The organism is Arthrobacter sp. P4_F11 (genome assembly GCF_056401395.1).
Genome location: NZ_JBFUJK010000002.1, coordinates 247842 through 273004, shown reverse-complemented (window position 1 = coordinate 273004; position 25163 = coordinate 247842). Strand labels below are relative to the sequence as shown.

Sequence of the window (25163 nt, the reverse complement as noted above, 5' to 3'; positions counted from 1 at the left end):
GCGGGGCGAGCCTGCAGCCCGGCCCGGGGCTCCCGGCTCAGGCTATTTCCACCAGGTGTCGAAAATCGTCACCGGGACCGTGCGCTTGTGGCGGGTCCGCAGGTACATCGCCTCGATCCGTTCGGCAGCGGCATCGGGTACGTCACGGCCCTCGAGGTAGTCATCGATCAGGTCGTAGCCCAGGCCGAGTTCGTCCTCGTCGGTGCGGCCCGGCTTGCCGTCCAGCAGATCCGCCGTCGGAACCTTTTCCCAGATCCGGGCCGGTGCGCCGAGTTCCGCCAGCAGGGCGCGGTTCTGGCGCTTGTTAAGGCCGAACAGCGGCAGGATGTCCGCGCCGCCGTCGCCGAACTTGGTGAAGAACCCCGTGACGGACTCGGCGCCGTGATCCGTGCCGATCACCAGGTAGTTGTGCTCGCCGGCCAGGGCGTACTGGGCAATCATCCGGGTCCGGGCCTTGGTGTTGCCCTTGTGGAAATCGGAGATCTCCGTGCCCACGGTCTTCTCGAACTCGTCCTCGAAGCCATCTACCGCGGCCGAGATGTTGAACGTCCATTCGGTCTTGGCGCGCACGAAGTCCAGGGCCGCCTGGGCGTCGTCCTCGTCATGCTGGACGCCGTAGGGCAGCCGCACGGCCACGAAGTTCGCCTCGGTGCCCTCGGCCTCGAGTTCCTCGACCGCCAGCTGGGCCAGCCGCCCGGCCAGGGAGGAGTCCAGGCCACCCGAGATGCCCAGGACGAAGCCCTTGGTGTGGGTGGCCGTCAAGTATTCCTTCAGGAACGTCACGCGTTTGCGCACCTCCCCGGCAGGGTCGATCCGGGGCTGCACGCCCATTTCCTCGATGATCTTCGCCTGGAGTTCACGCATGCCTCACAGCCTAGTCAGCGGTGTCAACAACGCTCAACTATTGCGCCGGACCGGCGGCTGACACGCGGATCCGGCGTCGAAATGGCTTCGGTTCCGGACGGCGGCTACGGTTTCGGACCGTTGCGACTTAGATCCCCGGTGCGCCGGTCCGAATTCGGCGCCCCTGGCCGGAACCGCCCCGAAAACCGCACCGCCGGCCGCCGCCGGCCCGGTCCTGACTGGGCACCGGCCCGGACGCCGGGCCTATTGAGCCTGCCGCACCGGACCGGTGGAGCCGCGGACCGTGAGATGGGTGGGCATCACGGACCGGCTTCGGGTGCCACCGCCGGCGAGCGGGTTCAGCTGGGCCAGCAGCATGGACACCGCCACGCGGCCGGCCTGCTCGATCGGGGAGGCCATGGTGGACAGCGGCGGACTGCAGAAGTCGGCGCCAAAGATGTCGTCGCAGATCCAGGGCAAGTCGGAGTTCCAGGGCACGTTCAACGAGAACGTCTTCTGCGACTCCTTCGACACCCGGCTCTAAACTGGCGCGGCGGGGCTGCGGGCGCCTAGGTTTCGGCTCGCCGCTAGGGTTTCGGGCCGGTGCTGCGCGGATCCCCGCCGCGCCGGTCCGAAGCCGCGGCGCGGGTCCGAAACGTGCGCGAAAAACCCCTCCCGCGGCACCCCGCGCAGGCGTAGCGTGGGGCCATGGAGAAGACCGGATGTGCGGTGGTGGGCGGTGGACCTGCGGGGATGATGCTGGGCTTGCTCCTGGCACGGGCCGGGGTGCGGGTGACGGTGTTGGAGAAGCACGCCGATTTTCTGCGCGACTTCCGCGGCGACACCGTGCACCCGTCCACCATCCGGCTCATTGACGAACTTGGGCTCGGCCAGGAGTTCCGCCTGTTGCCGCAGAGCCGCCTGAAGAACGTCGTTTTCCCGGTCCCCGGCGGGCAGGCCGTGACCATGGGCGACTTTGACGCCCTGCCGCCGCCGTACAACTACATCGCCATGATGCCGCAATGGGATTTCCTGAGCTTCCTCGCCGAGGCCGCGGCCCAGGAACCGGGGTTTACGCTGCTCATGAGCCACACCGCCACGGGCCTGGTCCGCAACGGAGGCCGCGTCCGCGGAGTCCGCTTCCGGACCGCCGACGGCACGCAGGACGAGCTCCCGGCGGACCTGGTGGTTGCCACGGACGGCCGCCATTCTGTGCTGCGCACCGCGGCCGGGCTGGCGCCAAAGGAGTTCCCGGTGCCCTTCGACACCTGGTGGTTCCGGCTGCCCCGCTATCCCTCCGAAACGGGTGAGGTGGCCGGGCTCGTGCCGGCGTTCGGCCCCGGCGAGGCGCTGCTGGCCTTGTTCCGCAACGACTACTACCAAATGGGCTACCTCGCCGCCAAGGGCGCCGATGCCCGGATCCATGCGGAAGGCGTCGAGGGCTTCCGACGGCGCGTGGCGGCCCTCCGCCCGGATCTTGCGGACCGGGTTGACGCCATCGAATCCCTCGATGACCTCCACTGGCTGGACGTGCGCCTGAACCGGCTGCACTCGTGGCACATCAATGGGCTGCTGTTCATCGGGGACGCCGCGCACGCGATGTCCCCGGCCGGCGGCGTCGGAATCAACCTCGCCATCCAGGACGCGGCCGCCGCCGCCGAGTACCTTGCCCCCGCACTGCTCCGGGGCAGGGTGACCACCGCAGACCTGGAGAAAGTCGAACGACGGCGCCGGCTGCCCACCGTCATTGTGCAGAGCGCCCAACGGCTCATGCAACACACGATCTTCGGCCCGGTCCTGACCGGGAAGCGGACAAAGTTTCCGGCCGCGGCACTCTTCATCGCCCGGCACATTCCGGCGTTCCGCAAGATCATTCCCCGCTTCATCGCCTTTGGGCCGCGGCCCGAGCACGCACCGGCCTTCGCGCGGCGTGCCGAACCCCAGCCGCAGCCCTAGCCCTGACCCGGGACCGACATACAGCCCACCGGCTGGGAATCCGCGGCGGACCAGCCACTAAACTGGGAGCCATGACTGCCACCCGTGACTTCGCAGCCGACGCTGCCGCTGCCCGTGCCCGACTCCTGGAACTGATCAAGGAACTGGCCGTCGTCCGCGGCAAGGTCACCCTCTCCAGCGGCGCCGAAGCCGACTACTACATCGACCTGCGCCGCATCACCCTGCACCACGAGGCGTCCAAACTCGTCGGACAGGTCATGCTCTCGCTGATGGAGGACGCCGGGATCGATTTCGAGTGCGCCGGGGGACTCACCATGGGGGCGGACCCGGTGGGCACCGCCGTCATGCATGCCGCCGTCGACGCCGGCCGCCCGGTGGACGCTTTCGTGGTCCGCAAGGCGCAGAAGTCCTACGGCATGGGCCGCCAGGTGGAAGGCCCCTCGGTCGAGGGCCGCAAGGTCCTGGTCCTGGAGGACACCTCAACCACCGGCGGTTCCGCGCTGACCGCCGTCGAGGGCGTCCGCAAGGCCGGCGGCAACGTGGTGGCCGTCGCCGTGATCGTGGACCGCGACACCGGGGCCAAGGAAAAGATCGAGGCCGAAGCCGGTGTTCCGTATCTCTTCGCCTTCGGCAAGGACGAACTCGGCCTTAGCTAGGGGTCGACGCCGGACGGCAAAGGTGGACGGGGTATGGGCCGTGACCTATCATTTGTCCCATACCCGTCCATCCTTTATCTGGAGAACACGCGCCATGCTCCCGTCCGAAAAGTCCCTGAACAGCGGTGTGAACCGCGGCCCTGAGGGGCAGGGCGCCGACATCTCGGTGGGAACGGTCGACCAGATCCAGAACCTGATCCTGGACAGCGCGGACTTCGAAGAGTTCCTGAACGAACTCGCGCGTTTTTCCGCGCACCAGGTGGCCGGCTCCGGCGACGACGCGCTGTGCGGAATCACCCTGCTCCGGGACCGTAAGGCCGCCACGATCGGGTGGAGCAGCGACTCCGCCCGCGAAGTGGACGAGATCCAGTACTCACTGTCCCAGGGCCCCTGCCTGACCGCCGCCAAGGAGGAACGGGAGGTCTACGTCCCGGACCTCTTCGACGAGGACCGCTGGGGTCCTGACTACGCCTCCGCCGTCGCCTCGCACGGCCTGCGCTCGGTGTTGTCGGTGCCTTTCCACCTCCAGGGCGAAGCCCAGGCGGCCCTGAACCTCTACTCCGATGTCCCGCACAAGTTCGACGGCGACGTCGCGGTCCGGGCCCGCGGCTACACCCGCGAAATCTCCCAGGCGCTGCGGCTGGCAGTCCGGTTCTCGCTGCACACGGACAGTGCCACAAACCTGCGCGCCACGCTTGAATCCCGGACCGTGATCGACATGGCCATCGGGATCGTCATGGCGCAGAACCGTTGCGACCAGGAAACCGCCGTCCGGATCCTCACCGACGCCTCCAGCAACGGCAACGTCAAGCTGCGCGACATCGCCAAATCCCTGGTGCAGTCTGTCGGCGGAACGGCAACCCGGACGCACTACGAGGAGCCGGATAGGAGGCAGGCCGGCTGAACCGGCAGCAGTCTATGACTTGTGTGCGACCACAAGCGCGGATACGCTGAATGCGGTTGAGCCGTCGGCCATAGACATCCTTATTTGGAGTACCTATGGACCAAACACTGCAAGCCCACGTCAAACTCGATGTCGTTTCCGACGTCGTCCGGATTAGTGTCCGGGGGAGCCTCACACAGGCCTCCCGCCCCTCCCTGATGCAAATTATCCAGCGCGTCCGCCGCATGGGAATCATCTCGCACATCCGCGTTGACCTCGGCCTGGCCGCATTCGTGGAATCAGTGGCGCTGGCCGGCCTGCGCAACGACCTCAACGCGATCGACGGCGGGGCCTCCGGCTCGGAGGTCGCCGGCAGGCCGGCTCCCGGCGGAGTCTCCCTGGAACTGACCGCGCACCGCGACGATTCCGCCGCCTTGCCACCCCTGGACATGGCCGGGGAATTTACGGCCTCGATCGATCCCTCAGGCACCCGGAAGCTGAACCGGTTCTCCGACGACGAACTCTTCGCCGCGAGCGACTCTGTGTTCGGCCTTCTCGATGATCCCGCTGACATGGCCCGCTCGGAACTCCTGGCGACTTATGACGAGATCGGCATGGAAATCAGCCGCCGCGAGGTCGGCCGCGAGCCCGAACCCGCATAACCGGCAACGGCGTGCGAACGGCGCCAACCGCGCCAGCGGCCCGCCAGCGGCGCTTCCACGCTGGGCTTCGGGACCGCTGTATGGTCCGGTTTCTCATCCCCGACAAAGCGTGGCTACGGTAGAGATGTGCCGGCCGAGATGGATCCGAACCATCCGCGAGGCCCCGGTGCTTCCGAGGCCCGCATGCTCCGCCGCGCCGTCGAGCTTAAACGGGTTTCCCGGCGATCGTTCCTGATCGGCGCCGGGTCCGCGTCGCTGCTGGCGGCGGACATGCTGTTCACTCAGCGCGTGCAGGCCGAGCGGCGTGTCAGCCGGATCCTCGAAGTACCTGATGACGTTGCCGAACGGTATTACCCCCACGCCAGCTGGATCCTGTTCCCCGGCTATAAAACGAGCTGGGAAGAAGCCCTGTGGATCCTGAACGCGCTGCGCGGCTCCCTGAACAAGAGGGGCCAGCTCGCCGCCGTCGGGTATTCCAACGAAGGCCTGGACATCGACGAGGTGGTCATCGCCGTGATCGAGCACGTCCGCGCCCACAATCTCACCAGCCTCTACTTCTACGGCCATAGTTTTGGCGGCATGGTGGCAACCCAGGTGGCGGCCCGGCTGCGCGAACTGCACGGCGTCGAAGTGGCGTTCATCCTCCTCGACTCCAGCCCGGCGAGCCGGCACGACGTGCTGGACCAGAGCTGGTTCGAGGGCGTGGTGCTGCTCTACGAAAGCGGGTTCCGCTTCCCCACAGTGCTGCGCGGCGGCTACGAGCTCGGCGAGAGGATGCTGCACAAGAATGAACGCAGTTGGGGCCAGGTGGTGGACCAGACACTGGAACAGCTGTCCCCGATCGCGCCGTCCAGCGTGCTGATCCAGTCCGAATCCGCCTACATCTTCCACTTTGAGGCCAGCCGTTTCGTCGGGAAGCTGGGCGAAACGAAGATGGCGTTCATCGGCAACCCCCGGGACAAGACGGTGGATTACGAGACCGCCCGGGACAACTGGTCACTGTCCTTCAAAACCAACATGGTCTCGGATGACCTGCGCACCGACGGGGCGAGGCCGGAGCACGCGAGCCCTGGCTGGAGCCCGTTCATCTACCGGCCCATCATCGAAAAACTCCAGGACGACCTCTTCCCGCTGCCGGGCGGCGGCGGGAAGAAAACCGCGTTCTGAGGTATCGCGTTCTGGGGTGTTGCTCAGATCTGGTTCTTGAGGTCCGCCACGGAATTCAGGATCTGGTTCGGCCGGAACGGATACGCGGCGATATCGTCCCGGTGGGTGATGCCGCTGAGCACCAGCACCGTGTGCAGGCCCGCCTCCATGCCGGCGATGATGTCGGTGTCCATGCGGTCGCCGATCATCGCCGTGGTTTCCGAGTGCGCGTCGATCTGGTTCATCGCCGACCGGAACATCATCGGGTTGGGCTTGCCCACAATGTACGGCTCGCGGCCCGTGGCCTTGGTGATGAGGGCAGCGATGGCCCCGGTGGCAGGCATGGGTCCGTCCTTCGAGGGCCCGGTGGCGTCCGGATTGGTGGCGATGAAACGCGCGCCGGCGAGGATCAGGCGGATGGCCATGGTGATGGCCTCAAACGAATAGGTGCGGGTCTCGCCGAGCACCACGAAGTCGGGGTTCTGGTCGGTGAGGATGAAGCCGGCCTCGTGGAGCGCCGTCGTGAGTCCTGCTTCGCCGATCGTGTAGGCGCGGTTTCCCGACTCCGAGCCGCGGACCTGGTCCTTGAGGAACTGGGCCGTGGCCAGAGCCGAGGTCCAGATGTTCTCCTCCGGGATTTCCAGCCCGGAAGAGCTCAGCCGCGCCGCGAGGTCCCGGGGCGTGAAGATTGAGTTGTTGGTCAGCACGAGGAACCGCTTGGAGGTGTCCACCCAGCGCTGGATCAGCTCCGCCGCGCCAGGGATGGGCTGGTTCTCGTGGACCAGCACACCGTCCATGTCCGTGAGCCAGCACTCGATTTCCTGGCCGCTGCGGTACACCGACGCCGATGAACGTACTTCGTCTGACTCTGCCATGGGGGACCTCCGCCGCTGGTGATGTGCTGCTTACTGGCTCCCAGTCTAATGTTGAGGAGTGACTGAACAGCCCGAAAGCCCCGCCCCGTCCCTTCCCGCCGCAGAGGAAGGGCCGGAACCGAAGGCGGAGGTCGGCGTCGGCCCCTGGGAAGGCGAACTTCCACAGGGCGGGCACTGGGACCCGGACCTGCTGGCGGACGGCGACCGGCGCAACGTGGTGGACAAATACCGCTACTGGAAGCACGAGGCGATCGTGGCCGACCTGGACTCCAAACGCCACAATTTCCACATCGCCATCGAGAACTGGCAGCACGACCTCAACATCGGCACCGTGGTCCGGACCGCCAACGCGTTCCTGGCCAAGGAAGTCCACATCATCGGACGACGCCGGTGGAACCGCCGCGGGGCCATGGTCACCGACCGCTACCAGCACGTCCGCCACCACCCCACCGTTGAGGACTTCGTGGCCTGGGCGCAGGGGGAGGGGCTGGCGATCATCGGGATCGACATCTTCCCGGACTCGGTGCCGCTGGAGACCTACGAACTGCCCAAGGACTGCGTCCTGGTCTTCGGCCAGGAAGGCCCGGGCCTGACCCCTGAAGTCCACGAAGCGGCGCTGGACACCCTGTCGATCGAACAGTTCGGCTCCACCCGTTCCATCAACGCAGCCTCCGCCGCCGCGATCGCGATGCACGCCTGGATCCGCCGCCACGTGTTCGGCCAGCTCCCGGGCTAAAGCCACCGCCGGCGGCCGGCGCACCGCCAGCGCCCGGCGCAATGCCGGCGGCGGGGCCGGCGCCGGCCAGTCCGCCGGCAGGCCGGAACCATGACCGAAGCGCCCGGCCGCGAGTGTTACAGGGGCCACGTGACCGGAGACACGGCCCCGGCGCAGGAATGGCTAGGATGGTTCCTAGCCGACGAGGTTCCCTCCAGGATCACCAGCCCGTAGACGAAATTCACATTAGGAGTCAGCATGCCCATTGCAACCCCAGAGATCTACTCCGAGATGATCGACCGTGCAAAGACGGGCGGCTTCGCCTTCCCGGCGGTCAACGTCACGTCCTCCCAGACCCTGAACGCCGCCCTGCGCGGCTTCGCCGAGGCCGAGTCCGACGGCATCGTCCAGGTCTCCACCGGCGGTGCAGCTTACTGGTCCGGCGCCTCCACCAAGGATATGGTTGCCGGCTCCCTCGGCTTTGCCGCGTTCGCCCGCGAAGTCGCGAAAAACTACGGCGTGAACATCGCCCTGCACACGGACCACTGCCCGAAGGACAAGCTGGACGGCTTTGTGCTCCCGCTGCTTGCCGCCTCCGAGGCCGAGGTCAAGGCAGGCCGCAACCCCCTCTTCAACTCGCACATGTGGGACGGCTCCGCCGAGACCCTGCAGGAAAACCTGCGGATCGCCCGTGAACTGCTCGAGCGCACCGCGGCCGCCAAGATGATCCTCGAGGTCGAGATCGGCACCGTGGGCGGCGAGGAAGACGGCGTCGAGAACGCCATCAACGACAAGCTCTACACCACGGTCGAGGACGCCCTGGCCACCATCGACGCGCTCGGTTCCGGCGAAAACGGCCGCTACATCACGGCGCTGACCTTCGGCAACGTGCACGGCGTCTACAAGCCGGGCGGCGTCAAGCTCCGCCCTGAGATCCTCAAGGACATCCAGGAGCAGGTCGGCGCCAAGATCGGCAAGGCCAACCCGTTCGACCTCGTGTTCCACGGCGGCTCCGGCTCCTCGGACAAGGAAATCGCGGACGCCGTCTCCTACGGCGTCATCAAGATGAACATCGACACCGACACCCAGTACGCCTACACCCGCCCCGTGGTGGATCACATGTTCCGCAACTACGACGGCGTGCTGAAGGTCGACGGCGAGGTCGGCAACAAGAAGCTCTACGATCCCCGCGTCTGGGGTGCTTCGGCGGAGGCCGGCCTGGCCGCCCGCGTGGTCGAGGCCGCCCAGCAGCTGGGCTCCACCGGCAAGACCTTCTAACCATGTCCGACGAGTTCCGGAAAAACCTGATGGGTCCCGAGCCCACGCTCCTGCCTGCCGAGAGCGAGATCTACCAGCATCTCGCGCTCGGCCGGGAAGCCGTGGACCTCGTGGCGAAGCACCCCACCTCCTCGCTCCTGTGGGCCATCCTCGCCGAGGAGGCCTGGGACGAGGGCCGCACCATCGATTCCTACGCGTACTCGCGGGTCGGCTACCACCGCGGCCTGGACTCGCTGCGCCGCAATGGCTGGCGCGGCGTCGGGCCGATCCCGTGGGAGCACGAACCCAACCGCGGCTTCCTGCGCTCCCTCTACTCGCTTGGCCGTGCGTCCGCGGCGATCGGCGAGGCTGAGGAGCCGGAGCGGATTGAAAAGTTCCTGAAGGATTCCGATCCCGGCGCGAAGGCGGCCATCGAAGCCGAGGGCTGAGGCGGCACCAGACACGGCAACGCGGGGTCACTTACGGTCCATCCCACCGTGGTGGGATGGACCGGAAGTGACCCCGCCTTGTGGTTTAAGCTGCGACGGTTTAACGCGTTAACGTGCGACGGCGGGCTCTCACCTTGAGGTGGGAGCCCGCCGTCGTTTGTGCGTGCGCGGGTGGGTCAGCTGGCCTTGGCCAGGCCTGTGCGGGCCATGGCGTCCGCGTACGCGGTGTGCATCTCCGCCAGGTACTCTTCCTGCCGGGCCGGGGTGCCGGCGAACGCCCGGCCGCTGAGCGAGCGGACCTTGTAGGTCTTCAGGCCGCGGCGCCAGATCATGGGCACTTCGGTCTTGAGTAGCAGGTTGGCCAGACGGTTGGCCTCGGTGCCGTGGGCGACGATCACGGAGGCGCGGGGAACGAGGGCCAGGAACTTCAGCAGCGGCTTCAGGCCCGCGGAAATCTGGTCCGGCGTGAACTTGCCGTTCGGCTCGCCGGGGACGTGCCACGGGTGGACGTTCCAGGGCATGACGAATTCGGGGCGAAGGCCGAGTTTCCACTGGATGCCCAGCATGCGGGTGGCGGCCTCGTCGTCGCCGGCGGTGATGAAGCCTGACGCGTCAGCGGTGCCGATGTTGGAGTACAGGCTGATGATCCGGCACTCGTCGACGTCGTGCATGGGGTCCACGTAGGGGACAGCGGTGCCAGCTTTGGTTGCCTGGAGGACGTCAAGGAGCTCGTTGACGGGGGCGACGTTAGGTTCGTACCGGCGGCTCAGAAGCTCTTCGCGGAAATTTTCGGTGGCCAGGGCTGTCATATGTTGCTGGGTCTCCTGCGGGATTGGCAAAGCTGCCACACCGGATGCAGGCACGCCGAATACGGGCATGCGGAGCAATGGTGTGGTTTGAAAATGTGGTGTGGACCGATTCCTGGTCGATCCTTATCAGTCTATCAAGCCCCGCGAAATGCGGCGCCGGGCCGGACCCCGCCACCCAGCGGCGCTGCTACCAGAGCCGCTGGGTGGCGCGGCGTGCGCCTTCGCCTAGGGCCTCCAGCTTGGCGTAGGCGATTTGGGGATGCACCCTGCCGCCCAGCCCGCAATCGGTGGACGCAATCACGTTTTCCCGTCCCACGAGCTCGGCGAAGCGCACGATCCGGTCGGCCACGAGGTCCGGATGCTCCACGACGTTGGTGGCGTGCGAGACGACGCCGGGGATGATGACCTTCCCCTCGGGGAGGTTCGCTTCCTCCCAGACGCGCCATTCGTGCTCGTGCCGGACGTTGGCCGCCTCGAAGGAGTAGCCGCCGGCATTGACCTGCAGGACTGAGTCGACGATGTCCGCGAAGGGGATGTCCGTGGTGTGCGGGCCGTGCCAGGAACCCCAACAGACATGCAGCCGGATCTGCTCCTGGGGAAGACCGCGCAGCGCCCAGTTCGTTGCTTCGACCCGGAGTTGGATGAACTTCAGGTAGTCCGCCAGGCTCGGCTCGGGGTTGATCTGGTCCCAGCTCTCGGCCAGGGAGGGGTCGTCGAGCTGGACTGTCAGGCCGGCGTCGATGATGGCCTTGTATTCCTCTCGCATCGCGTCGGCGCAGGCGTAGAGGAGTTCCTCGTCGCTGCCGTAGTAATCGTTGGCCACGCGGGCGCACGAACCGGGCGAGAGGGAGGCGATGAACCCCTCGGCGAGTCCGGCAGCGGCCAGGCCGGTCTTGAGGTTGGCAACGTCCGAGGCCACGAGCTCCTGGCCCGTGTACGTCAGCGGCCCGGCGATCTTGGGCTGCGTGACGGCCCTGCGGTGGGCCAGGATACCGGAGGAGGGGTCGTTGTAGGCGTCATCGAACTTCTCCCGGTCCCGGCGGTCCGGGAACGAGGTCAGGACGATGTGGCCGGGCGAGGAGCGGTGCACCGTGGCGTCGGCCCAGCGGTCCACGTCGGTCGGTTCCAGGCCGCCGAGCCGTGAGAAGGAGTAATTCCACCAGGCTCCGTAGTCCACGGAGCTGGACATCGTGTGCCCATACTCGCCGTCATTGGGGATGTCGATGCCCAGCTCCTTCTGGCGCTGGACGACGTCCACCACCGAGGTTTCGAGCAGGTCCAGGAATTCGGGCGTGATGCCGTCCGTTTCCTTGGCCTCGTTCGCGGCGATCAGCTCCGGCGTGCGGGGCAATGAGCCGGCATGGGTCACACGGATGTGGTCTGTGGTCCGGGGCATGGCGCGCTTTCCTTTCGGCCGCTCGGGATTCTCACTCCCACTCAATTCCACCCCGCGCCGTCCCGCAAGTAGTGCCCGCTATGTGTCGGGCCTGAGCCGGCGGATGATGCAGCTACGACGAACGCCATGAAAAAGAACGGCTCGTCCGCCGCGGCGGACGCGTGGCCCTCCCTCGCGGAAGCCGCCCCGGCGTTCACCACCGTCGGGACGGCGCGTCCAAGCAGGGACCCAAAGCGATGCCGGGCACCGATTTCGGCTAAACTTGGGTGGTAAGAGCCCCGGAACTCTGGCGTTGGATACGAACACAGCGATAGATTCGGGGCATTCTCATGAACGGCGCTGAACTGCGGTGACCGCCTGGTCATCAAACGCAGTTCGGCCCGAACGAATGGGGGAGGATCCCATGCCAGCAATCGTGATCGTCGGAGCCCAATGGGGCGACGAAGGCAAAGGTAAGGCCACTGACCTGCTTGGCGGCCGCGTCGACTATGTCGTCAAGCCCAACGGCGGCAACAACGCCGGGCACACCGTCGTCGTAGGCGGTGAGAAGTATGAGCTCAAGCTCCTTCCGGCCGGCATCCTGAGCCCGAACGCGGTTCCGATCATCGGCAACGGCTGCGTGGTGAACCTGGAAGCGCTGTTCCAGGAGATCGACGGACTGGAGGCCCGCGGCGCGGACACCTCCAAGCTGCGCGTCTCCGCCAACGCGCACCTCGTGGCGCCCTACCACCAGGTCCTGGACAAGGTCACCGAGCGGTTCCTCGGCAGTCGCGCCATTGGCACCACCGGCCGCGGCATCGGCCCGGCCTACATGGACAAGGTGGCCCGCCTCGGCATCCGCGTCCAGGACGTCTTTGACGCCTCGATCCTGCGCCAGAAGGTAGAGGGTTCGCTGCGTCAGAAGAACGAGCTCCTGGTCAAGGTCTACAACCGCCGGGACATCGAGGTGGACGAGATCGTGGAGTACTTCCTGTCCTTCGCCGAGCGCCTCCGCCCGCTGGTCATCGACAGCACCTACGTCCTGAACACCGCCCTGGACGAGGGCAAGGTGGTCCTCATGGAGGGCGGCCAGGCCACCTTCCTGGACGTTGACCACGGCACCTACCCCTTCGTGACGTCCTCGAACCCGACCGCGGGCGGCGCCTCCGTGGGCTCCGGCATCGGCCCCACCCGGATCTCGCGTTCCATCGGCATCATCAAGGCCTACACCACCCGCGTGGGCGCAGGGCCGTTCCCGACGGAACTGTTCGACGAGATGGGCATGTACCTGCAGAAGACCGGCGGCGAGTTCGGCGTCAACACCGGCCGTCCCCGCCGCTGCGGCTGGTACGACGCAGTGCTGGCGCGCCACGCCTCCCGGGTCAACGGCTTCACGGACTACTTCGTCACCAAGCTGGACGTGCTGACGGGCATCGAACAGATCCCGGTCTGCGTGGCCTACGACGTCGACGGCGTGCGGCACGACGAAATGCCCATGACCCAGACCGAGTTCCACCACGCCAAGCCGATCTTCGAATACTTCGAAGGCTGGACCGAGGACATCACCGGCGCCCGCACCCTGGAGGACCTGCCGGAGAACGCCCGGAACTACGTCCTGGCCCTGGAAAAGCTCTCCGGTACCCGGTTCTCCGCGATCGGCGTCGGCCCGGACCGCGACCAGACGATCGTGGTCAACGACCTCATCAACGATTAGCACCGGTTGACGCAACACTGACCGGCGCACGACGGCGGCGGGTCGCCCTTGCAGGGGCGGGCCGCCGCCGTCGCCGTTAAGGCCGCAGCCAAGGCCGTAGCCGCGCCTGGGCCACAGCTGGCCTGGGCGGGACCACAACGGTCCTAGGCGGGGTTTTCCGCGGCCGTGAACCGCAGCGAGAGCCAGTTCTCCCGGCACGCCCTGGCCGCGGCCTCGGCGTCGCCAAGGCGGGCGAGCCGGATGATTTCAGCGTGCTGCGCCACCGATTCCCGGGCGGCAAAGGAGCCGAAGCGCATCCGCTCCACCCGGCGCAGGACGGGGGTGGTTTGTTCCAGGAGTTCCCGGAGCACCGGGTTGCCGCCGACCATGACAAAGACGGCGTGGAACTCGTCATCGGCCCGCAGTGCCGACTCGACCTCCGCCGCCTGCAGGGCCTGTTCGAAGCGCGCATTGGCCCCGGCCATGGCGGCGAGATGCTCCTCGGCCAGGAGCGGGACCGCCAGGCGTGCGGCCAGCTCGTGCAGTCCCGCCACCACCTGCTGCGTGCTGAGGGTCGACGCCGGGTCGCACGGGGCCACGATGGTCGCCTTGCCCGGCAGCGCAACCACCAGGCCGGCGCGTTCCAGCCGCAGCAGCGCCTCGCGGATGGGTGTCCGGCTCACGCCGAGCCACGCTTCCAGTTCGGCGTCCTTCAGCCGTTCGCCGGGCTCGAAGGTGCCATCGACGATCGCGTTACGGATCGATTCAAAGACGTTGTCCCGCAGCAGCGGCCGCTTGTGGACTCCGGCGAGCGAGGGGACGGGCATGCAACATATCGTATATCCCTCTTGCCCTCCCGGAGCCCGTATCCGACAATGCAATATATTGCATATTTGCTGTGACCGTTTCCCACCGCGAGCGAAGGACCGACGATGGCCATCACCGATTTCGAACGCTACCCCCTGATGTTTGGCCCGAGCCCCATCCATCCGCTGCCGCGGCTCAGCGCACACCTGGGCGGGGCGCAGATCTGGGCGAAGCGCGAGGACGTCAACAGCGGCCTCGCGTTTGGCGGCAACAAGACGCGCAAGCTGGAGTACTTCGTCCCGGAGGCCCTGGCGCAGGGCGCGGACACCCTCGTCTCGATTGGCGGCTACCAGTCCAACCACACCCGCCAGGTCGCGGCGGTGGCCGCGAAACTCGGCCTCAAAGCCCGCCTGGTTCAGGAAAACTGGGTCGACTGGCCCGATCCGTTGTCCGACCGGGTAGGCAACATCCTGCTCTCGCGGATCATGGGCGCCGACGTGCGGCTGGACAGTGCGGGCTTCGACATCGGCATCCGCAGCAGCTGGGAGACCGCCATCGAAGAGGTCAGGGCCGCCGGCGGCACGCCCTACGCGATCCCGGCCGGCGGGTCCGACCACAGGCTGGGCGGTCTGGGCTTCGCCAACTGGGCCTACGAGGTGGAAGAGCAGGAGCGCGAGCTCGGCGTCTTTTTCGACACGATTGTCGTCTGCACCGTCACGGGCTCCACCCACGCCGGGATGATCGCGGGTTTTGCCGGCCAGGACAAACCGCGCCGCGTGATCGGCATCGACGCGTCGGCAACCCTGGCGAAGACCCGTGACCAGGTGGAACGCATCGCCCGGAACACCGCCGAGCTGATCGGCATGGGCAGGGAACTCCGGGACGAGGAAATCAACGTCATGGAGGGCTGGGCCGGGGACCTCTATGGGATTCCCGTCGATTCCACCCTGGAGGCCATTCGGCTGGGCGCCTCGCTCGAGGCCATGATCACCGATCCCGTCTACGAGGGAAAGTCCCTCGCCGGGCTGATCGACCTCGTGAAAAGCCGGGAAATTCCGGCCGGCAGCAATGTCCTTTATGCCCATCTGGGTGGCCAAGTCGCCCTCAATGCCTACAGCGGGCTCTTCCGCTCCTGACGCGCCGTCGTCGTTAATCCCCGGCAGCACCGGCTCAAAAAAGAAACCAAGAAACTTCCGCTTGGTGCGTAACCTTTCGGGCCCGCCCAGCGATTACTCCTTTGTAAGCGCCTCCGGAGTCTTGGACCCCCCACCAGACACCGGCTGGCCTTCCACCGTAAGTGCCGGCCGGCGCCTGCCCCCATGGGCGCCGGCCAGCCTTTTCTGGCGAGAGTGGGCTGTCAACTGCCCCCATGAGGCCTCAGCCCGCCTTCAAACCAAAAAAACAAAGGATATACGTCTGTAATGAAGAGTGTTAGCAAGACCACCAAGATCGTTGTCGGCGCCGCCATTCTGGCAGTCGGAGGTTTCTCCGGCATCGGACTGGCCAATGCCGCTCAGATGTCCAGCACCGAGCAGGCTGAAGTGAGCCACGCTACGCCCGCCACGCCGGCTGTCCCGGCCACGCCTACGCTCCCGGCAAAGCCGGCCGTCCCCGCAGTTCCGGCCGCGCCGTCGACTGACGGCAAGGCCAAGGGCGACGCCGAAGCCGACGTGGACGGCACCGAAGGTGCCGTCGACGGCTCCGCCGACGCGAAGGACGGATCCACCGTCAAGGGCGACGCCAGCGTCAAGGGTGCTGCCAGCGTCAAGGGTGCTGCCGGCGAGGCACGCGCCAACGCCAACATCCACGCCGCAGTTCCGGCGACCCCGGCGACACCTGCCGTCCCCGGTGCCAAGGGCGTTCCGGCAACCCCCGCTATTCCGGCAACCCCGGCTGTTCCGGCCCAGCCGTCCGTCGAGCTGCCCCAGCACGACAAGTAAATTCCGGCTGTTTGGCCTGGACCCGGCATGGGTCTGAAAGCAAGGAGGGAGCCCTCACTTTGGAGGGCTCCGGGGTGCGGCCGCTAGACTTGCGGGGGCCGCACCCCAGCAGTAACGGAAGGACAGCCTCTTGGCACAGCAGCTAAGCGATGACGAATTGTCAGCCGCCTTAGCTGGTGACCCTTCAGGTTTCAGCGCGGTGTACACGGTTATTTCCCCGGCCGTGCTGGGCTACTTCCGGGCCCGGGGCGTGGACGACGCCGAGGCCCTGACCCAGGATGTGTTCGTGGACGTCCTGCCAAAGCTGGCCAGCGTCAGCGGCGGCCACGCAGGTCTAAGGACCTTCATTTTCTCCGTCGCCCACGCGCGGCTGGTCGACTACAGGCGGCGGGCAGAACGCACTCCGCATTTGGCCGAATACGATCCCCTGAACGACGCCCGGTACTCGGCATCCGCCGAGGACGAAGTGCTCGGATCCCTGGGCGGTATCTCGGACACTCTCGCGAGGCTCAATGAGGAGCAGCGCGAAGTTCTGGTCCTGCGGATCGTCGCGGACCTTTCCATCGAACAGGTGGCCGGCATCATGGACAAGACGCCGGGTGCCATCAAGCAGCTTCAGCGCCGCGGGCTCAGTGCCCTGCGCGAACTCGTAACCGAAAAGGACCACGCAGCATCATGACCGGCACCCGCGACCCCCAGCAGGATGGCACCATCCAGGCGATGCTGGGCGACTCCGGCCTCGAATCCGCGGCCGAGCTTCGGAGCGCGCTGGAACAGCTCCGCGCCGTGGTCCCGGATGCGGCTCCCGCGCCCCGCGCCGACCTCGCGGCCCTGCTCGCGGCAGGGACAGCCGGAGCAGCCGGTCTTGCCGCCGCCCCTGACACAGCCACGACGACGGCGCTGCCCACCGGCGCGTCCGCGAAGAATGACGCCGACGAATCGCTGCCGGCCGGGGTCACCAGCTTGGCCGAGCGCCGCCGCCGGAAGCGCCGGCTGGCAATCGTCGGTGGCGCCGTCGTGGGTGCCATGACCCTTGGCGCCGGCGCCGTGGCGGCATCCAGCGAGGACTTCCGGCACAGCGTCAGCCACACCGTCGGGGTCATCTTCCAGACTCCGGGCCACGGTACACCGGTCCCCGAGCATGTCCAGCCGTCGCCGTCCACCATCCCCGCCCTTCCCGCGCCCGCCGCCACGCCGGGTCACGGCACGTCCGGAACACCGGGTGCTGACCAGTCCGGAGCATCGACACCCACCATCTCCAGCGCCCCGGGCGCCCCGGCGGCCGGACACGCGCCCCCTGCCACACCGCCCGCCGTCGGCCGCGACGGCATCCTGCCGACGCCCGGGCAGCGGCCCGGGGCGCCGGGGCTGCCCGGATCACCCGATCTTCCGGGCGGCGGCGGAAACGCAGGCAAGGATCTGCCGCGCGTTCCGGGCCACATCACGCCAACCCTGCCGGGCGTCGTTCCGACCAAGGCCCCCGGCCAGCCATAAGCCGCCCTTGAATTCCTTTGTTAACCCGGTTGCGCTATCACTTAGGGCGGTTCTGAGCGCTCAGAACGACCCAAAGTGATAGCGCAACGGGTTGGCCGGTGGGTTGGTTGGCGGCTGGAGTTAGGCCAGGACCTGCCGCTTGGAAGAGATGACGCCAGTGTCGAACCCGGCCAGGTGCAGGCCGCCGTGGAACCGGGCATGCTCAATCTTCACGCAGCGGTCCATCACGACGTCGAGTCCGGCGGCCTCGGCCTCCTTGGCAACGTCCTCGTGCCAGGAGCCCAGTTGCAGCCAGAGGGTCTTGGCGCCGGCGGCGATGGCCTCGTCCAGGACGCCGGGCAAGTCGCCGTGCTTGCGGAACACGTCCACAATGTCCGGGCTTTCCGGCAGGTCCGCGAGCGACGCATACGTCGGCTGACCCAGGATTTCCTTCACCACAGGGTTCACGAAATAGACCTTGTACCGGGTGGAGGACTGCAGATAGGTGGCCACGAAATAGCTCGCGCGCGAGGGCTTGTCGGATGCTCCCACAATCGCGATCGACTTCGCCTGCCGCAGCAGGTTCAGGCGCTCCGGCGCCGAGGGGCCGGTCCAGGTCCGTTCTTCAACACTCATCAGTTCGCTCCGATCGTGCAGGCTTCAGCCTCTGCGGATGCATCCGGGGCTGCTGCTTCCGAGGCGGCGTCCAGCGCCTGGTCCAGGTCCCAGAGGATGTCATCGATGTCCTCGAGGCCCACGGAGATGCGGACAAGGTCCTCGGGGACACCTGCCGACTCGAGCTGTTCGGGGCTCAGTTGCTGGTGGGTGGTGGACCCGGGGTGGATGACCAGGGTCCGGGAGTCGCCCACATTGGCCAGGTGTGAGGCCAGCTGCAGGGACTCGATGAACTTCTGCCCCGCGGTCCGGCCGCCCTTGACGCCGAAGGAGAACACCGAGCCCGGACCCAGCGGCAGGTACTTCTGCGCCCGCTCGAAGTGCGGGTGCGAGGGCAGTCCGGAGAAGTTCACGTAGGCCACGCGCTCGTCCGCTTCCAGCCATTCGGCCACGGCCTGGGCGTTCTTCAGGTGCTCGTCGAGGCGCTGGGGGAGCGTTTCCACGCCCTGCAGCAGCTGGAACGCCGACTGCGGGGACAGCGCCGGTCCGATGTCGCGCAACTGTTCGCAGCGCAGCTTAGTGAGGAACCCGTACTCGCCGAAGTTCCCCCACCAGGAGACGTTGCCGTAGGAGGCCACGGGCTCGGTCATGGCCGGGAAGTTGCCGTTGCCCCAGTCGAAGCGGCCGCTTTCGACGATCACGCCGCCGAGGGTGGTGCCGTGGCCGCCGAGGAACTTGGTGGCGGAGTGGATCACGATGTCCGCCCCGTGCTCGATCGGCCGCACGAGGTAGGGCGTGCTCAGGGTGGCGTCGACGACGAGCGGGACGCCGGCGTCGTGCGCCACCTTCGCGAGGGCCGCAAGGTCCTGGACCTCCGAGGACGGGTTGGCCACCACCTCCACGAAGATCGCCTTGGTGTTCCCGCGCACCGCGGCAGCGTAGTCCGCCGGATCGGTGCCGGCGACGAATGTGGTGTCCACGCCGAAGCGGCGCAGTGTGACGTCCAGCTGGGTCACCGTGCCGCCGTAGAGCTGGGAGGCGGCCACGATGTGGTCCCCGGCCTGGGTCAGCGCGGCAAAGGTGATGAACTCCGCCGCCATCCCCGACGACGTCGCCACGGCGCCGATTCCGCCCTCCAGGGACGCGATGCGCTCCTCGAACGCGGCCACGGTGGGGTTGCCGATCCGGGAATAGATGTTGCCGTATTTCTGCAGCGCGAAGAGGTTCGCGGCGTCCTGGGTGTCCTTGAACACGAAGGAGGTGGTCTGGTAGATCGGCACGGCGCGGGCGCCGTGCTCGGCGTCGGGGGTGCCGCCGGCGTGCAGCGCACGGGTGCGGAAACCGAACTTGCGGTCGGCCATTAGGCAGCCACCTCAACGTTTGCCACCGGGGTCCGGGACAGGTCCAGTTCGGTGCCGTTCTTCCGGGCCAGATCCGCCTCGAGTTCGCGGACGATCGGCAGGATGTCCTGGCCGAACGCGGCGACTTCCTCCTGGAAGTGCAGGTAGCCGGTCAGGAACAGGTTCACGCCGATCTTCTTGTACGCCACGATCCGCTCGGCGATCTGCTCCGGGGTGCCGATCAGCTGCGTCTTGAAGCCGTCGTTGTACTGGACCAGGTCCTCGAAGCTCGAGTCGGCCCACATGCCCTTGCCGTCCTTGGTGGACGCCCCGGCTTCCTGGACGGCGGCGCGGAACCCCTCCACGGCAGGCTTGTGCGCCTTCTCGACGATCTCGCGGAGGGTGTCGCGGGCTTCCTTCTCGGATTCCCGGGCGATCACGAAGCCGTTCAGGCCAAACTTGGGAGAGGGGAGCGCACCTTCCGGGCCGCGACCGGCGGCACCTGACGCCGCCACCACACCGGCGATGTTCTCCTTGAACCCCTCGAGGTCCTTGCCGTTGGAGAAGTACCAGTCAGCCACCCGTCCGGCGGTGGCCTGCGCGGCCGTGGAGTTGCCGCCGAAGAAGATCTCCGGGTGCGCCCGGTCCGGCACGTCCACCGGTGCCGGGTTCAGGGTGAAGTCGGTGATGTTGTAGTACTTGCCGGACTGGCTGTAGTCCTGCTCGGTCCAGAGCCCGCGGAGGACCTTGATGAATTCCTCGGTGCGGACGTAGCGCTCGTCGTGTTCGAGCCATTCGAGGCCGAAGTTGGTGAATTCGTCCTTGAGCCAGCCGGAGACGATGTTCACGACGGCGCGGCCGTTGGAGATGTGGTCCGCGGTGATGATGTACTTCGCCAGCACGCCGGGGTGCCACATGCCCGGATGGACGGCGGAGATCACCTTGAGGCGCTCGGTGGCGGCCAGCAGCGCCAGGCTGAACGAGGTGGCCTCGTGCTGCTTGTCCGCGCCGTAGGAGGCGGCGTACCGGGTCTGGGTCAGGGCGTATTCGAAACCGGAGTTCTCCGCGATCCTGGCCAGCTTCTTGTTGTATTCGAAGTCCCAGCCGGTGCGCTGTTCGATGGTGGACACCACCAGGCCGCCGGAGACGTTGGGGACCCAGTAGGCGAACTTGAGCGGTTCGGACAGACGGGCGACGTTGCTGATCTCAGTCATGGGTGTTCCTTTACTTCCGGGTGGGGCTTGCTGTTGCCAGGAATTCCGCGGCGCGGTCGCGCAGCACATCCTGGATGCCCGCGATGGATGGTTCGTTCTGCAGCGAGGTGGTGTCGCCGAGCGTTGTGCCTTCGAACAGCTGGGTCAGCAGCCGGCGCATGATCTTGCCGCTGCGGGTTTTCGGCACGTCGGGAACGACGACGACGTCCCGCGGCTTGGCGATCGGCCCGATGTGCTTCGCGACGTGCGCCTTCAGGACGCCCTGGATGTCGGGGGTGGCCGCCGAATCCTTCAGCACCACGAACGCGACGATCGCGTGGCCGGTCTTTGGGTCCGCGACCGGGCAGACGCCGGCCTCCACCACGTCCGGGTGGGTGACGAGCGCCGATTCGACCTCGATGGTGGAGAGCAGGTGTCCGGAGACGTTGAGGGTGTCGTCCACCCGCCCGAGGATCCAGATGTCGCCGTCGTCGTCATACTTGGCGCCGTCACCGGCGAGGAACCAGCCCTGCTCGGCGTATTGGCGCCAGTACGAATCGAAGTAGCGGCGCGGGTTGCCCCAGACCGTCCGGGCGAGCGCCGGGCCGGGGGAGTCCACCACGATGAAACCCTGGACGCCGGGCGGCACCTTATTGCCGGCGTCGTCCACGATGCGCGTGCTGACGCCGGGCAGCGGGCGGGCCGCGCAGCCGGGCTTGAACGCGGCGTCCGTCGGTGCCGGGGAGAGGATGGTGGCGCCGGTTTCGGACTGCCACCACGTGTCCACCACGGGGGCGGTGCCGGCGCCGATGTTGGTCCGGAACCAGCGCCAGGCCTCGGGGTTGATGGCCTCGCCCACCGTGCCGAGGAGACGGATGGAGGAGAGGTCGTACGCGTCCGGGACGCCGTCCGGGAACCAGCCCATGAGGGCGCGGACCAGGGTGGGTGCGGTGTAATACTGCGTGACCCCGTACCGTTCGATGATCTCAAAGTGCCGGCCCGGGTGCGGGGTGTTGGGCGTGCCCTCGAAGATGACCTGCGTGGCGCCGTTGGAGAGCGGGCCGTAGAGCTCGTAGGTGTGCGCGGTGACCCAGGCGAGATCGGCCGTGCACCAGTGCACGTCCTTCTCCCGCAGCGCGGGGTCGGGGTTGCTGAACAGGTGCTCGAAGCTCCATGACGCCTGCGTGAGGTAGCCGCCGGAGGTGTGGACCAGGCCCTTGGGCTTGCCGGTGGTGCCGGAGGTGTACATGATGAACAGCGGCGTCTCGGCGTCGAACGCCTCGGCTTCGTGAGTCTCGGAGGCGGTGCCGACGGCGTCGTGCCACCACACATCGCGGCCGGCAGTCATCGGGACGGTGTCCAGCTCGTCCGCGGGAGTGGTCCGGTTGACCACCAGGACGTGTTCGATGGCGTTGTCGCCGGCGACGGCGGCGTCCGCGTTGTCCTTGACCGGCACGGCGGTGCCGCGGCGGAACTGGCCGTCGGTGGTGACCAGGAGCTTGGCGCCGGTGTCCTCCACCCGGAACTTCAGGGCCTCGGCGGAGAATCCGCCGAAGACCAGGGAATGGATGGCGCCGATCCGGGCCACTGCGAGGGTGATGATCACGGTTTCGGGGATGACGGGGAGGTAGATGACCACCCGGTCGCCCTTGGTGATGCCGAGGTCCAGGAGGGCATTGGCGGTTTTGGAAACCTCGCGCTGGAGTTCGGCGTAGGTGACGGCGCGGCGGTCGCCGGGCTCGCCCTCAAAGTGCAGGGCCACCTTGTCTCCGCGCCCCGCCGCCACGTGGCGGTCGACGCAGTTGTAGGCGACATTGAGCCTGCCCCCTTCGAACCAGGTGATCTGCGGTCCGAGGCCGGCCTCGACGTCGGCAGGGACCCGGCGGTGCGCGGTGTGCCAGGGCTTGCCGCCGTCCGAGGATCCGGCATCCGTTGAGCCGCCGGGCAGGTGCGCCCAGTCGAGGCGGAGGGCCTGGGTTTCCCAGAAGGCAACCGTCTCTGCCTGGCCTGGTACCGCAGTGGCAGTCCGGGCAAGGACGGGCAGGGCGGAAGAATTCTCAGGGGACATCGGGGCACTCCATCGGTCCTGGCAGTGGCACCCCTGGTTCCTCCGCGGGCGAAGAAGCAGTTCCGCGGGAATGGTCGTCTCACGTCACTGGGGTTGCTGCGGCTTCATTGATCCAGGTCTCTCGGCCGCTCGGGATGGTCACTCCCTACTAGACCCGAAATGCAGGATTCCGCAAAATCCAAGCCTTCCGCACTGTAATATTCGTTCACCGCGGAATGGGAGGAGTGGAGTCATTCATTTATTCGATGATTGTTCGGAAAGGTTGCAGGAGTAATGTTGATACATGGCCCACGTTAACGATCCGGCAGTCATTGACCGCCTCATGCGAACTAAAGGCACGTGGGCGGTGGTCGGCCTGACCACCAACCAATGGCGCTCGGCGTATGAAGTCTCCCTGTTTGTCCGTGACCGGATGGGCATGGAAATCATCCCGGTCAACTTGCCCGGCGACGACGTGCACGGGGAGAAGGGGTACCGCTCCCTGGCGGAGATTCCCGCTGAGAAGCACCCGATCGACGTCGTGGACTGCTTCGTCAACTCCCAGAAGGTGGGGGCCGTCATAGACGAGGCCATCGCCATAGGCGCCAAGGCCGTCTGGCTGCAGCTGGGCGTCTTCGACGACGCCGCGGTGGACCGCGCCAAGGCCGCCGGGCTGGACGTCGTCGTGAACGAGTGCCCCGCCCGCGAAGGGTGGCGAGTGGGCCTCTAGCGGCCCAGGATTCACGATCAACAGATTCGGAAGCAGCGGCGATGCCCGCCCTGCCGGGCAGGCCGCAGCCGGATAGGCTCGTGCCATGGACGTTGCCACCCTCCGCGAGATCTGCCTGAGCTTCCCCGGCGCCTTTGAGGACTTTCCCTTCGGCCCGGAGACATCCGTCTTCAAGGTGCGGGCTGCCGTGGCGGGGGGCGCGCGCCAGGACGCCAAGATGTTCGCGGCGTCGGCCATGGACCCGGCCAACTGGTCCGTGAGCCTCAAGTGCGAACCGGCCCTGGCGGAACAGCTGCGGGCCATCCATCCGGAAATCACCGGCGCCTGGCATATGAACAAGACGCACTGGAACGGGGTCCGGCTGGACGGATCGTTGCCGGACGACATGATCCGGGACATGGTGGAGGATTCCTACGATCTGGTGGTCGCCTCGTTCAGCCGGAAGCAGCGGGAACAGCTGGGCTGGGCGGGACTCGCCAGGGGCGAGGACACATGAGCGGTGATCCCGGTGCCGGCGCGCGGGACGGGCTGAACTATCCGGGCATTGGCTCCACTGAGCACGGCCAGGCGCCGGCGGGCTTTCCCTGCCTGGTGTCCCGGGCATACCTCGGCGACGGCCCGGCACTGTACCGGAGGGTGGAGCAGGGGATTCTGAGCTGGCAGCTGCAGAAACGCTCCGGGCTGCGCGTCCGCACCGACTCCGACGCCGTCGCGCCCGGCGCGCGTGTGGTGAGCGGATTCGGCGTCGGCCCCTTCCGGATCAACGCGCCCTGCGAGGTGGTGTGGGTGCGCCGGCCCGTGCCCGGCGACGGGCCGCAACGAGCCGGGTTCGGGTACGGCACACTCCCCGGTCATCCCGTGCGGGGCGAGGAGGCCTTCGAAGTGGAGATCGACGCCGCCGGGCAGGTGTTCCTGAAAATCACGGCCTTCAGCCGGCCGTCCAACTGGTTCTACGAGACCGGCCGCGCCCTCACGGGACGGGCACAAAGGCATGTCACTTCCCGCTACATTGGGAGTGCACACGAACTGGCCGCAGGTGAAAGCTGATCAGGAGCCGAAGGATGCTGGAACAGAAAACCCTTGACCAATTGTGGAACTTCGACGACCCCGCCGGGTCCGAAGCCCGGTTCCGGGCGGCCGCCGCAGATGAACGCTACGACGCCGACGAACGTGCCGAGCTCACCACGCAGCTGGGACGGGCCATCGGGCTGCAGGGCCGCTACGAGGAAGCCGACGCCCTGCTGGATGCGGTCGATGCCGACGACCCCACCGTGGCCGTCAGGGTGCTGCTCGAACGCGGCCGGGTGCTCAATTCCAGCGGCCACCCCGAGATGGCCGTGCCGCTGTTTGAACAGGCGGCCGAACTGGCTGACTACCTGGTCGAGGAATTCCTGGCCGTGGACGCGCTGCACATGCTCGCCATCGCCGATTCCGCCCACGCCGAGACCTGGACCCGAAGCGCGCTGGAGTACGCCTCCACGGTTCACGATGAGCGGACCAAACGGTGGGTGGTTTCGCTGCACAACAACCTCGGCTGGACGCTGCATGACGCCGGCCGGTGCACCGAGGCGATGGTGGAGTTCCAGCTCGCCGAACAGTGGGCCGACCGGATCGGCACCCCGCGGCAGCAGGAACTGGCCCGCGAGGCCATCAAGGCCTGTTGACCCGGCAACTGGCCATGTGGCCCGGCATTGTCATG

26 protein-coding genes and 1 pseudogene are annotated in these 25163 nt (G+C 67.2%); 17 read left to right on the top strand and 10 right to left on the bottom strand.

Annotated features, from left to right (window positions below; genetic code table 11):
* Positions 1-42: 42 nt before the first annotated feature.
* On the bottom strand, positions 43-864 hold the full coding sequence (nadE, locus tag AC1DRO_RS04270) for an ammonia-dependent NAD(+) synthetase (protein ID WP_026539367.1): 822 nt from the start codon (positions 862-864) through the stop codon (positions 43-45).
* Positions 865-1107: 243 nt separating this feature from the next.
* Positions 1108-1311, bottom strand: a pseudogene (locus AC1DRO_RS04265) (substrate-binding domain-containing protein); the annotation flags it as partial.
* 240 nt (positions 1312-1551) lie between these two features.
* Here AC1DRO_RS04265 and AC1DRO_RS04260 point away from each other — a divergent pair.
* The 5 genes from AC1DRO_RS04260 (at position 1552) to AC1DRO_RS04240 (ending at position 6167) form a co-directional block, all read left to right on the top strand.
* Positions 1552-2799 carry an FAD-dependent oxidoreductase gene (locus tag AC1DRO_RS04260; RefSeq protein ID WP_476949948.1) on the top strand — a complete coding sequence of 416 codons (1248 nt, stop codon included), beginning with the start codon at positions 1552-1554 and terminating at the stop codon, positions 2797-2799.
* Positions 2800-2870: 71 nt separating this feature from the next.
* Entirely contained in the window at positions 2871-3455 is a 585-nt protein-coding gene (gene pyrE, locus AC1DRO_RS04255; RefSeq protein ID WP_476949947.1) for an orotate phosphoribosyltransferase, read from the top strand.
* Positions 3456-3549: 94 nt separating this feature from the next.
* Complete coding sequence (locus AC1DRO_RS04250; RefSeq protein WP_243181431.1) at positions 3550-4359, top strand: GAF and ANTAR domain-containing protein; 810 nt, start codon at positions 3550-3552, stop codon at positions 4357-4359.
* A 95-nt stretch (positions 4360-4454) separates the two neighbouring features.
* The gene (locus tag AC1DRO_RS04245; RefSeq protein ID WP_476949946.1) at positions 4455-5000 is read left to right on the top strand and encodes a hypothetical protein; all 546 of its coding nucleotides are present in this window, start codon (positions 4455-4457) and stop codon (positions 4998-5000) included.
* Positions 5001-5138: 138 nt separating this feature from the next.
* The gene (locus tag AC1DRO_RS04240) at positions 5139-6167 is read left to right on the top strand and encodes a thioesterase domain-containing protein (RefSeq protein ID WP_476946555.1); all 1029 of its coding nucleotides are present in this window, start codon (positions 5139-5141) and stop codon (positions 6165-6167) included.
* A gap of 23 nt (positions 6168-6190) precedes the next feature.
* Here the strand turns inward: AC1DRO_RS04240 and AC1DRO_RS04235 are convergent, their stop codons facing one another.
* A complete protein-coding gene (locus AC1DRO_RS04235) occupies positions 6191-7021 on the bottom strand; it encodes an HAD-IIA family hydrolase (protein WP_028277432.1) in 831 nt (276 codons plus the stop codon).
* Positions 7022-7079: 58 nt separating this feature from the next.
* Here AC1DRO_RS04235 and AC1DRO_RS04230 point away from each other — a divergent pair, with 58 nt between their 5' ends.
* The 3 genes from AC1DRO_RS04230 to AC1DRO_RS04220 all read left to right on the top strand — a co-directional run bounded on the left by AC1DRO_RS04230 (position 7080) and on the right by AC1DRO_RS04220 (position 9442).
* Positions 7080-7757, top strand: coding sequence for a TrmH family RNA methyltransferase (locus AC1DRO_RS04230; protein ID WP_079555318.1), 678 nt, complete (start codon positions 7080-7082; stop codon positions 7755-7757).
* 237 nt (positions 7758-7994) lie between these two features.
* The gene (gene fbaA / locus AC1DRO_RS04225) at positions 7995-9014 is read left to right on the top strand and encodes a class II fructose-bisphosphate aldolase (protein WP_243181434.1); all 1020 of its coding nucleotides are present in this window, start codon (positions 7995-7997) and stop codon (positions 9012-9014) included.
* A gap of 2 nt (positions 9015-9016) precedes the next feature.
* Positions 9017-9442 (top strand): DUF3151 domain-containing protein, encoded by a 426-nt coding sequence (locus AC1DRO_RS04220; RefSeq protein ID WP_476949945.1) that lies wholly within the window; start codon positions 9017-9019, stop codon positions 9440-9442.
* A 176-nt stretch (positions 9443-9618) separates the two neighbouring features.
* Here the strand turns inward: AC1DRO_RS04220 and AC1DRO_RS04215 are convergent, their stop codons facing one another.
* Together AC1DRO_RS04215 and AC1DRO_RS04210 are read right to left on the bottom strand one after the other, a co-directional pair.
* Positions 9619-10251, bottom strand: coding sequence for a uracil-DNA glycosylase family protein (locus AC1DRO_RS04215; RefSeq protein ID WP_028277428.1), 633 nt, complete (start codon positions 10249-10251; stop codon positions 9619-9621).
* 187 nt (positions 10252-10438) lie between these two features.
* Positions 10439-11647: a cobalamin-independent methionine synthase II family protein gene (locus AC1DRO_RS04210; RefSeq protein ID WP_476949944.1), complete on the bottom strand. Its 1209-nt coding sequence runs from the start codon at positions 11645-11647 to the stop codon at positions 10439-10441.
* 403 nt (positions 11648-12050) lie between these two features.
* Between AC1DRO_RS04210 and AC1DRO_RS04205 the strand changes: the two genes are divergently transcribed.
* Positions 12051-13340: an adenylosuccinate synthase gene (locus AC1DRO_RS04205; protein WP_223983709.1), complete on the top strand. Its 1290-nt coding sequence runs from the start codon at positions 12051-12053 to the stop codon at positions 13338-13340.
* A 143-nt stretch (positions 13341-13483) separates the two neighbouring features.
* Here the strand turns inward: AC1DRO_RS04205 and AC1DRO_RS04200 are convergent, their stop codons facing one another.
* The gene (locus AC1DRO_RS04200) at positions 13484-14146 is read right to left on the bottom strand and encodes a GntR family transcriptional regulator (protein ID WP_476949943.1); all 663 of its coding nucleotides are present in this window, start codon (positions 14144-14146) and stop codon (positions 13484-13486) included.
* A gap of 105 nt (positions 14147-14251) precedes the next feature.
* Here AC1DRO_RS04200 and AC1DRO_RS04195 point away from each other — a divergent pair, with 105 nt between their 5' ends.
* From AC1DRO_RS04195 to AC1DRO_RS04180, 4 genes are all read left to right on the top strand, one after another.
* Positions 14252-15262, top strand: a complete 1011-nt coding sequence (locus AC1DRO_RS04195; RefSeq protein WP_476949942.1) for a 1-aminocyclopropane-1-carboxylate deaminase — start codon at positions 14252-14254, stop codon at positions 15260-15262.
* A gap of 285 nt (positions 15263-15547) precedes the next feature.
* Positions 15548-16066, top strand: a complete 519-nt coding sequence (locus AC1DRO_RS04190) for a hypothetical protein (protein WP_476949941.1) — start codon at positions 15548-15550, stop codon at positions 16064-16066.
* Positions 16067-16196: 130 nt separating this feature from the next.
* Positions 16197-16745, top strand: coding sequence for an RNA polymerase sigma factor (locus AC1DRO_RS04185; protein ID WP_476946016.1), 549 nt, complete (start codon positions 16197-16199; stop codon positions 16743-16745).
* Entirely contained in the window at positions 16742-17560 is an 819-nt protein-coding gene (locus AC1DRO_RS04180) for a hypothetical protein (protein WP_476949940.1), read from the top strand. Before AC1DRO_RS04185 ends, AC1DRO_RS04180 begins: the two co-directional genes overlap by 4 nt.
* 120 nt (positions 17561-17680) lie before the next feature.
* Here the strand turns inward: AC1DRO_RS04180 and AC1DRO_RS04175 are convergent, their stop codons facing one another.
* From AC1DRO_RS04175 to acs, 4 genes are read right to left on the bottom strand one after another with little or no spacing between them, the layout of a single operon-like run.
* Positions 17681-18175 (bottom strand): CoA-binding protein, encoded by a 495-nt coding sequence (locus tag AC1DRO_RS04175; RefSeq protein WP_018776128.1) that lies wholly within the window; start codon positions 18173-18175, stop codon positions 17681-17683.
* A complete protein-coding gene (locus AC1DRO_RS04170) occupies positions 18175-19515 on the bottom strand; it encodes an O-acetylhomoserine aminocarboxypropyltransferase/cysteine synthase family protein (protein WP_476949939.1) in 1341 nt (446 codons plus the stop codon). The genes AC1DRO_RS04175 and AC1DRO_RS04170 overlap by 1 nt, the downstream gene beginning before the upstream one ends.
* Complete coding sequence (gene sfnG / locus AC1DRO_RS04165; RefSeq protein WP_476949938.1) at positions 19515-20708, bottom strand: dimethylsulfone monooxygenase SfnG; 1194 nt, start codon at positions 20706-20708, stop codon at positions 19515-19517. The genes AC1DRO_RS04170 and sfnG overlap by 1 nt, the downstream gene beginning before the upstream one ends.
* A 10-nt stretch (positions 20709-20718) precedes the next feature.
* Entirely contained in the window at positions 20719-22755 is a 2037-nt protein-coding gene (gene acs / locus AC1DRO_RS04160) for an acetate--CoA ligase (RefSeq protein WP_476949937.1), read from the bottom strand.
* Positions 22756-23038: 283 nt separating this feature from the next.
* Between acs and AC1DRO_RS04155 the strand changes: the two genes are divergently transcribed.
* The 4 genes from AC1DRO_RS04155 (at position 23039) to AC1DRO_RS04140 (ending at position 25128) form a co-directional block, all read left to right on the top strand.
* Positions 23039-23464 carry a CoA-binding protein gene (locus AC1DRO_RS04155; protein ID WP_476949936.1) on the top strand — a complete coding sequence of 142 codons (426 nt, stop codon included), beginning with the start codon at positions 23039-23041 and terminating at the stop codon, positions 23462-23464.
* An 85-nt stretch (positions 23465-23549) separates the two neighbouring features.
* The gene (locus AC1DRO_RS04150; protein WP_476949935.1) at positions 23550-23960 is read left to right on the top strand and encodes an MmcQ/YjbR family DNA-binding protein; all 411 of its coding nucleotides are present in this window, start codon (positions 23550-23552) and stop codon (positions 23958-23960) included.
* Positions 23957-24511: a DUF1990 family protein gene (locus tag AC1DRO_RS04145; RefSeq protein ID WP_476949934.1), complete on the top strand. Its 555-nt coding sequence runs from the start codon at positions 23957-23959 to the stop codon at positions 24509-24511. Before AC1DRO_RS04150 ends, AC1DRO_RS04145 begins: the two co-directional genes overlap by 4 nt.
* A gap of 14 nt (positions 24512-24525) precedes the next feature.
* The gene (locus tag AC1DRO_RS04140) at positions 24526-25128 is read left to right on the top strand and encodes a hypothetical protein (protein ID WP_476949933.1); all 603 of its coding nucleotides are present in this window, start codon (positions 24526-24528) and stop codon (positions 25126-25128) included.
* Positions 25129-25163: the final 35 nt, after the last annotated feature.

Excerpts from the sequence above, each read along its gene's own strand:
- AC1DRO_RS04175 (WP_018776128.1), bottom strand. The coding sequence starts at position 18,175 with ATGAGTGTTGAAGAACGGACCTGGACCGGCCCCTCGGCGCCGGAGCGC.
- acs (WP_476949937.1), bottom strand. The coding sequence starts at position 22,755 with ATGTCCCCTGAGAATTCTTCCGCCCTGCCCGTCCTTGCCCGGACTGCC.
- AC1DRO_RS04235 (WP_028277432.1), bottom strand. The coding sequence starts at position 7,021 with ATGGCAGAGTCAGACGAAGTACGTTCATCGGCGTCGGTGTACCGCAGC.
- AC1DRO_RS04240 (WP_476946555.1), top strand. The coding sequence starts at position 5,139 with ATGGATCCGAACCATCCGCGAGGCCCCGGTGCTTCCGAGGCCCGCATG.
- AC1DRO_RS04140 (WP_476949933.1), top strand. The coding sequence starts at position 24,526 with ATGCTGGAACAGAAAACCCTTGACCAATTGTGGAACTTCGACGACCCC.
- AC1DRO_RS04145 (WP_476949934.1), top strand. The coding sequence starts at position 23,957 with ATGAGCGGTGATCCCGGTGCCGGCGCGCGGGACGGGCTGAACTATCCG.
- AC1DRO_RS04190 (WP_476949941.1), top strand. The coding sequence starts at position 15,548 with ATGAAGAGTGTTAGCAAGACCACCAAGATCGTTGTCGGCGCCGCCATT.
- AC1DRO_RS04195 (WP_476949942.1), top strand. The coding sequence starts at position 14,252 with ATGGCCATCACCGATTTCGAACGCTACCCCCTGATGTTTGGCCCGAGC.
- sfnG (WP_476949938.1), bottom strand. The coding sequence starts at position 20,708 with ATGACTGAGATCAGCAACGTCGCCCGTCTGTCCGAACCGCTCAAGTTC.
- AC1DRO_RS04250 (WP_243181431.1), top strand. The coding sequence starts at position 3,550 with ATGCTCCCGTCCGAAAAGTCCCTGAACAGCGGTGTGAACCGCGGCCCT.
- AC1DRO_RS04205 (WP_223983709.1), top strand. The coding sequence starts at position 12,051 with ATGCCAGCAATCGTGATCGTCGGAGCCCAATGGGGCGACGAAGGCAAA.
- AC1DRO_RS04260 (WP_476949948.1), top strand. The coding sequence starts at position 1,552 with ATGGAGAAGACCGGATGTGCGGTGGTGGGCGGTGGACCTGCGGGGATG.
- AC1DRO_RS04210 (WP_476949944.1), bottom strand. The coding sequence starts at position 11,647 with ATGCCCCGGACCACAGACCACATCCGTGTGACCCATGCCGGCTCATTG.
- AC1DRO_RS04170 (WP_476949939.1), bottom strand. The coding sequence starts at position 19,515 with ATGGCCGACCGCAAGTTCGGTTTCCGCACCCGTGCGCTGCACGCCGGC.
- AC1DRO_RS04200 (WP_476949943.1), bottom strand. The coding sequence starts at position 14,146 with ATGCCCGTCCCCTCGCTCGCCGGAGTCCACAAGCGGCCGCTGCTGCGG.
- AC1DRO_RS04155 (WP_476949936.1), top strand. The coding sequence starts at position 23,039 with ATGGCCCACGTTAACGATCCGGCAGTCATTGACCGCCTCATGCGAACT.
- AC1DRO_RS04180 (WP_476949940.1), top strand. The coding sequence starts at position 16,742 with ATGACCGGCACCCGCGACCCCCAGCAGGATGGCACCATCCAGGCGATG.
- AC1DRO_RS04150 (WP_476949935.1), top strand. The coding sequence starts at position 23,550 with ATGGACGTTGCCACCCTCCGCGAGATCTGCCTGAGCTTCCCCGGCGCC.
- AC1DRO_RS04245 (WP_476949946.1), top strand. The coding sequence starts at position 4,455 with ATGGACCAAACACTGCAAGCCCACGTCAAACTCGATGTCGTTTCCGAC.
- AC1DRO_RS04220 (WP_476949945.1), top strand. The coding sequence starts at position 9,017 with ATGTCCGACGAGTTCCGGAAAAACCTGATGGGTCCCGAGCCCACGCTC.
- fbaA (WP_243181434.1), top strand. The coding sequence starts at position 7,995 with ATGCCCATTGCAACCCCAGAGATCTACTCCGAGATGATCGACCGTGCA.
- pyrE (WP_476949947.1), top strand. The coding sequence starts at position 2,871 with ATGACTGCCACCCGTGACTTCGCAGCCGACGCTGCCGCTGCCCGTGCC.
- nadE (WP_026539367.1), bottom strand. The coding sequence starts at position 864 with ATGCGTGAACTCCAGGCGAAGATCATCGAGGAAATGGGCGTGCAGCCC.
- AC1DRO_RS04215 (WP_028277428.1), bottom strand. The coding sequence starts at position 10,251 with ATGACAGCCCTGGCCACCGAAAATTTCCGCGAAGAGCTTCTGAGCCGC.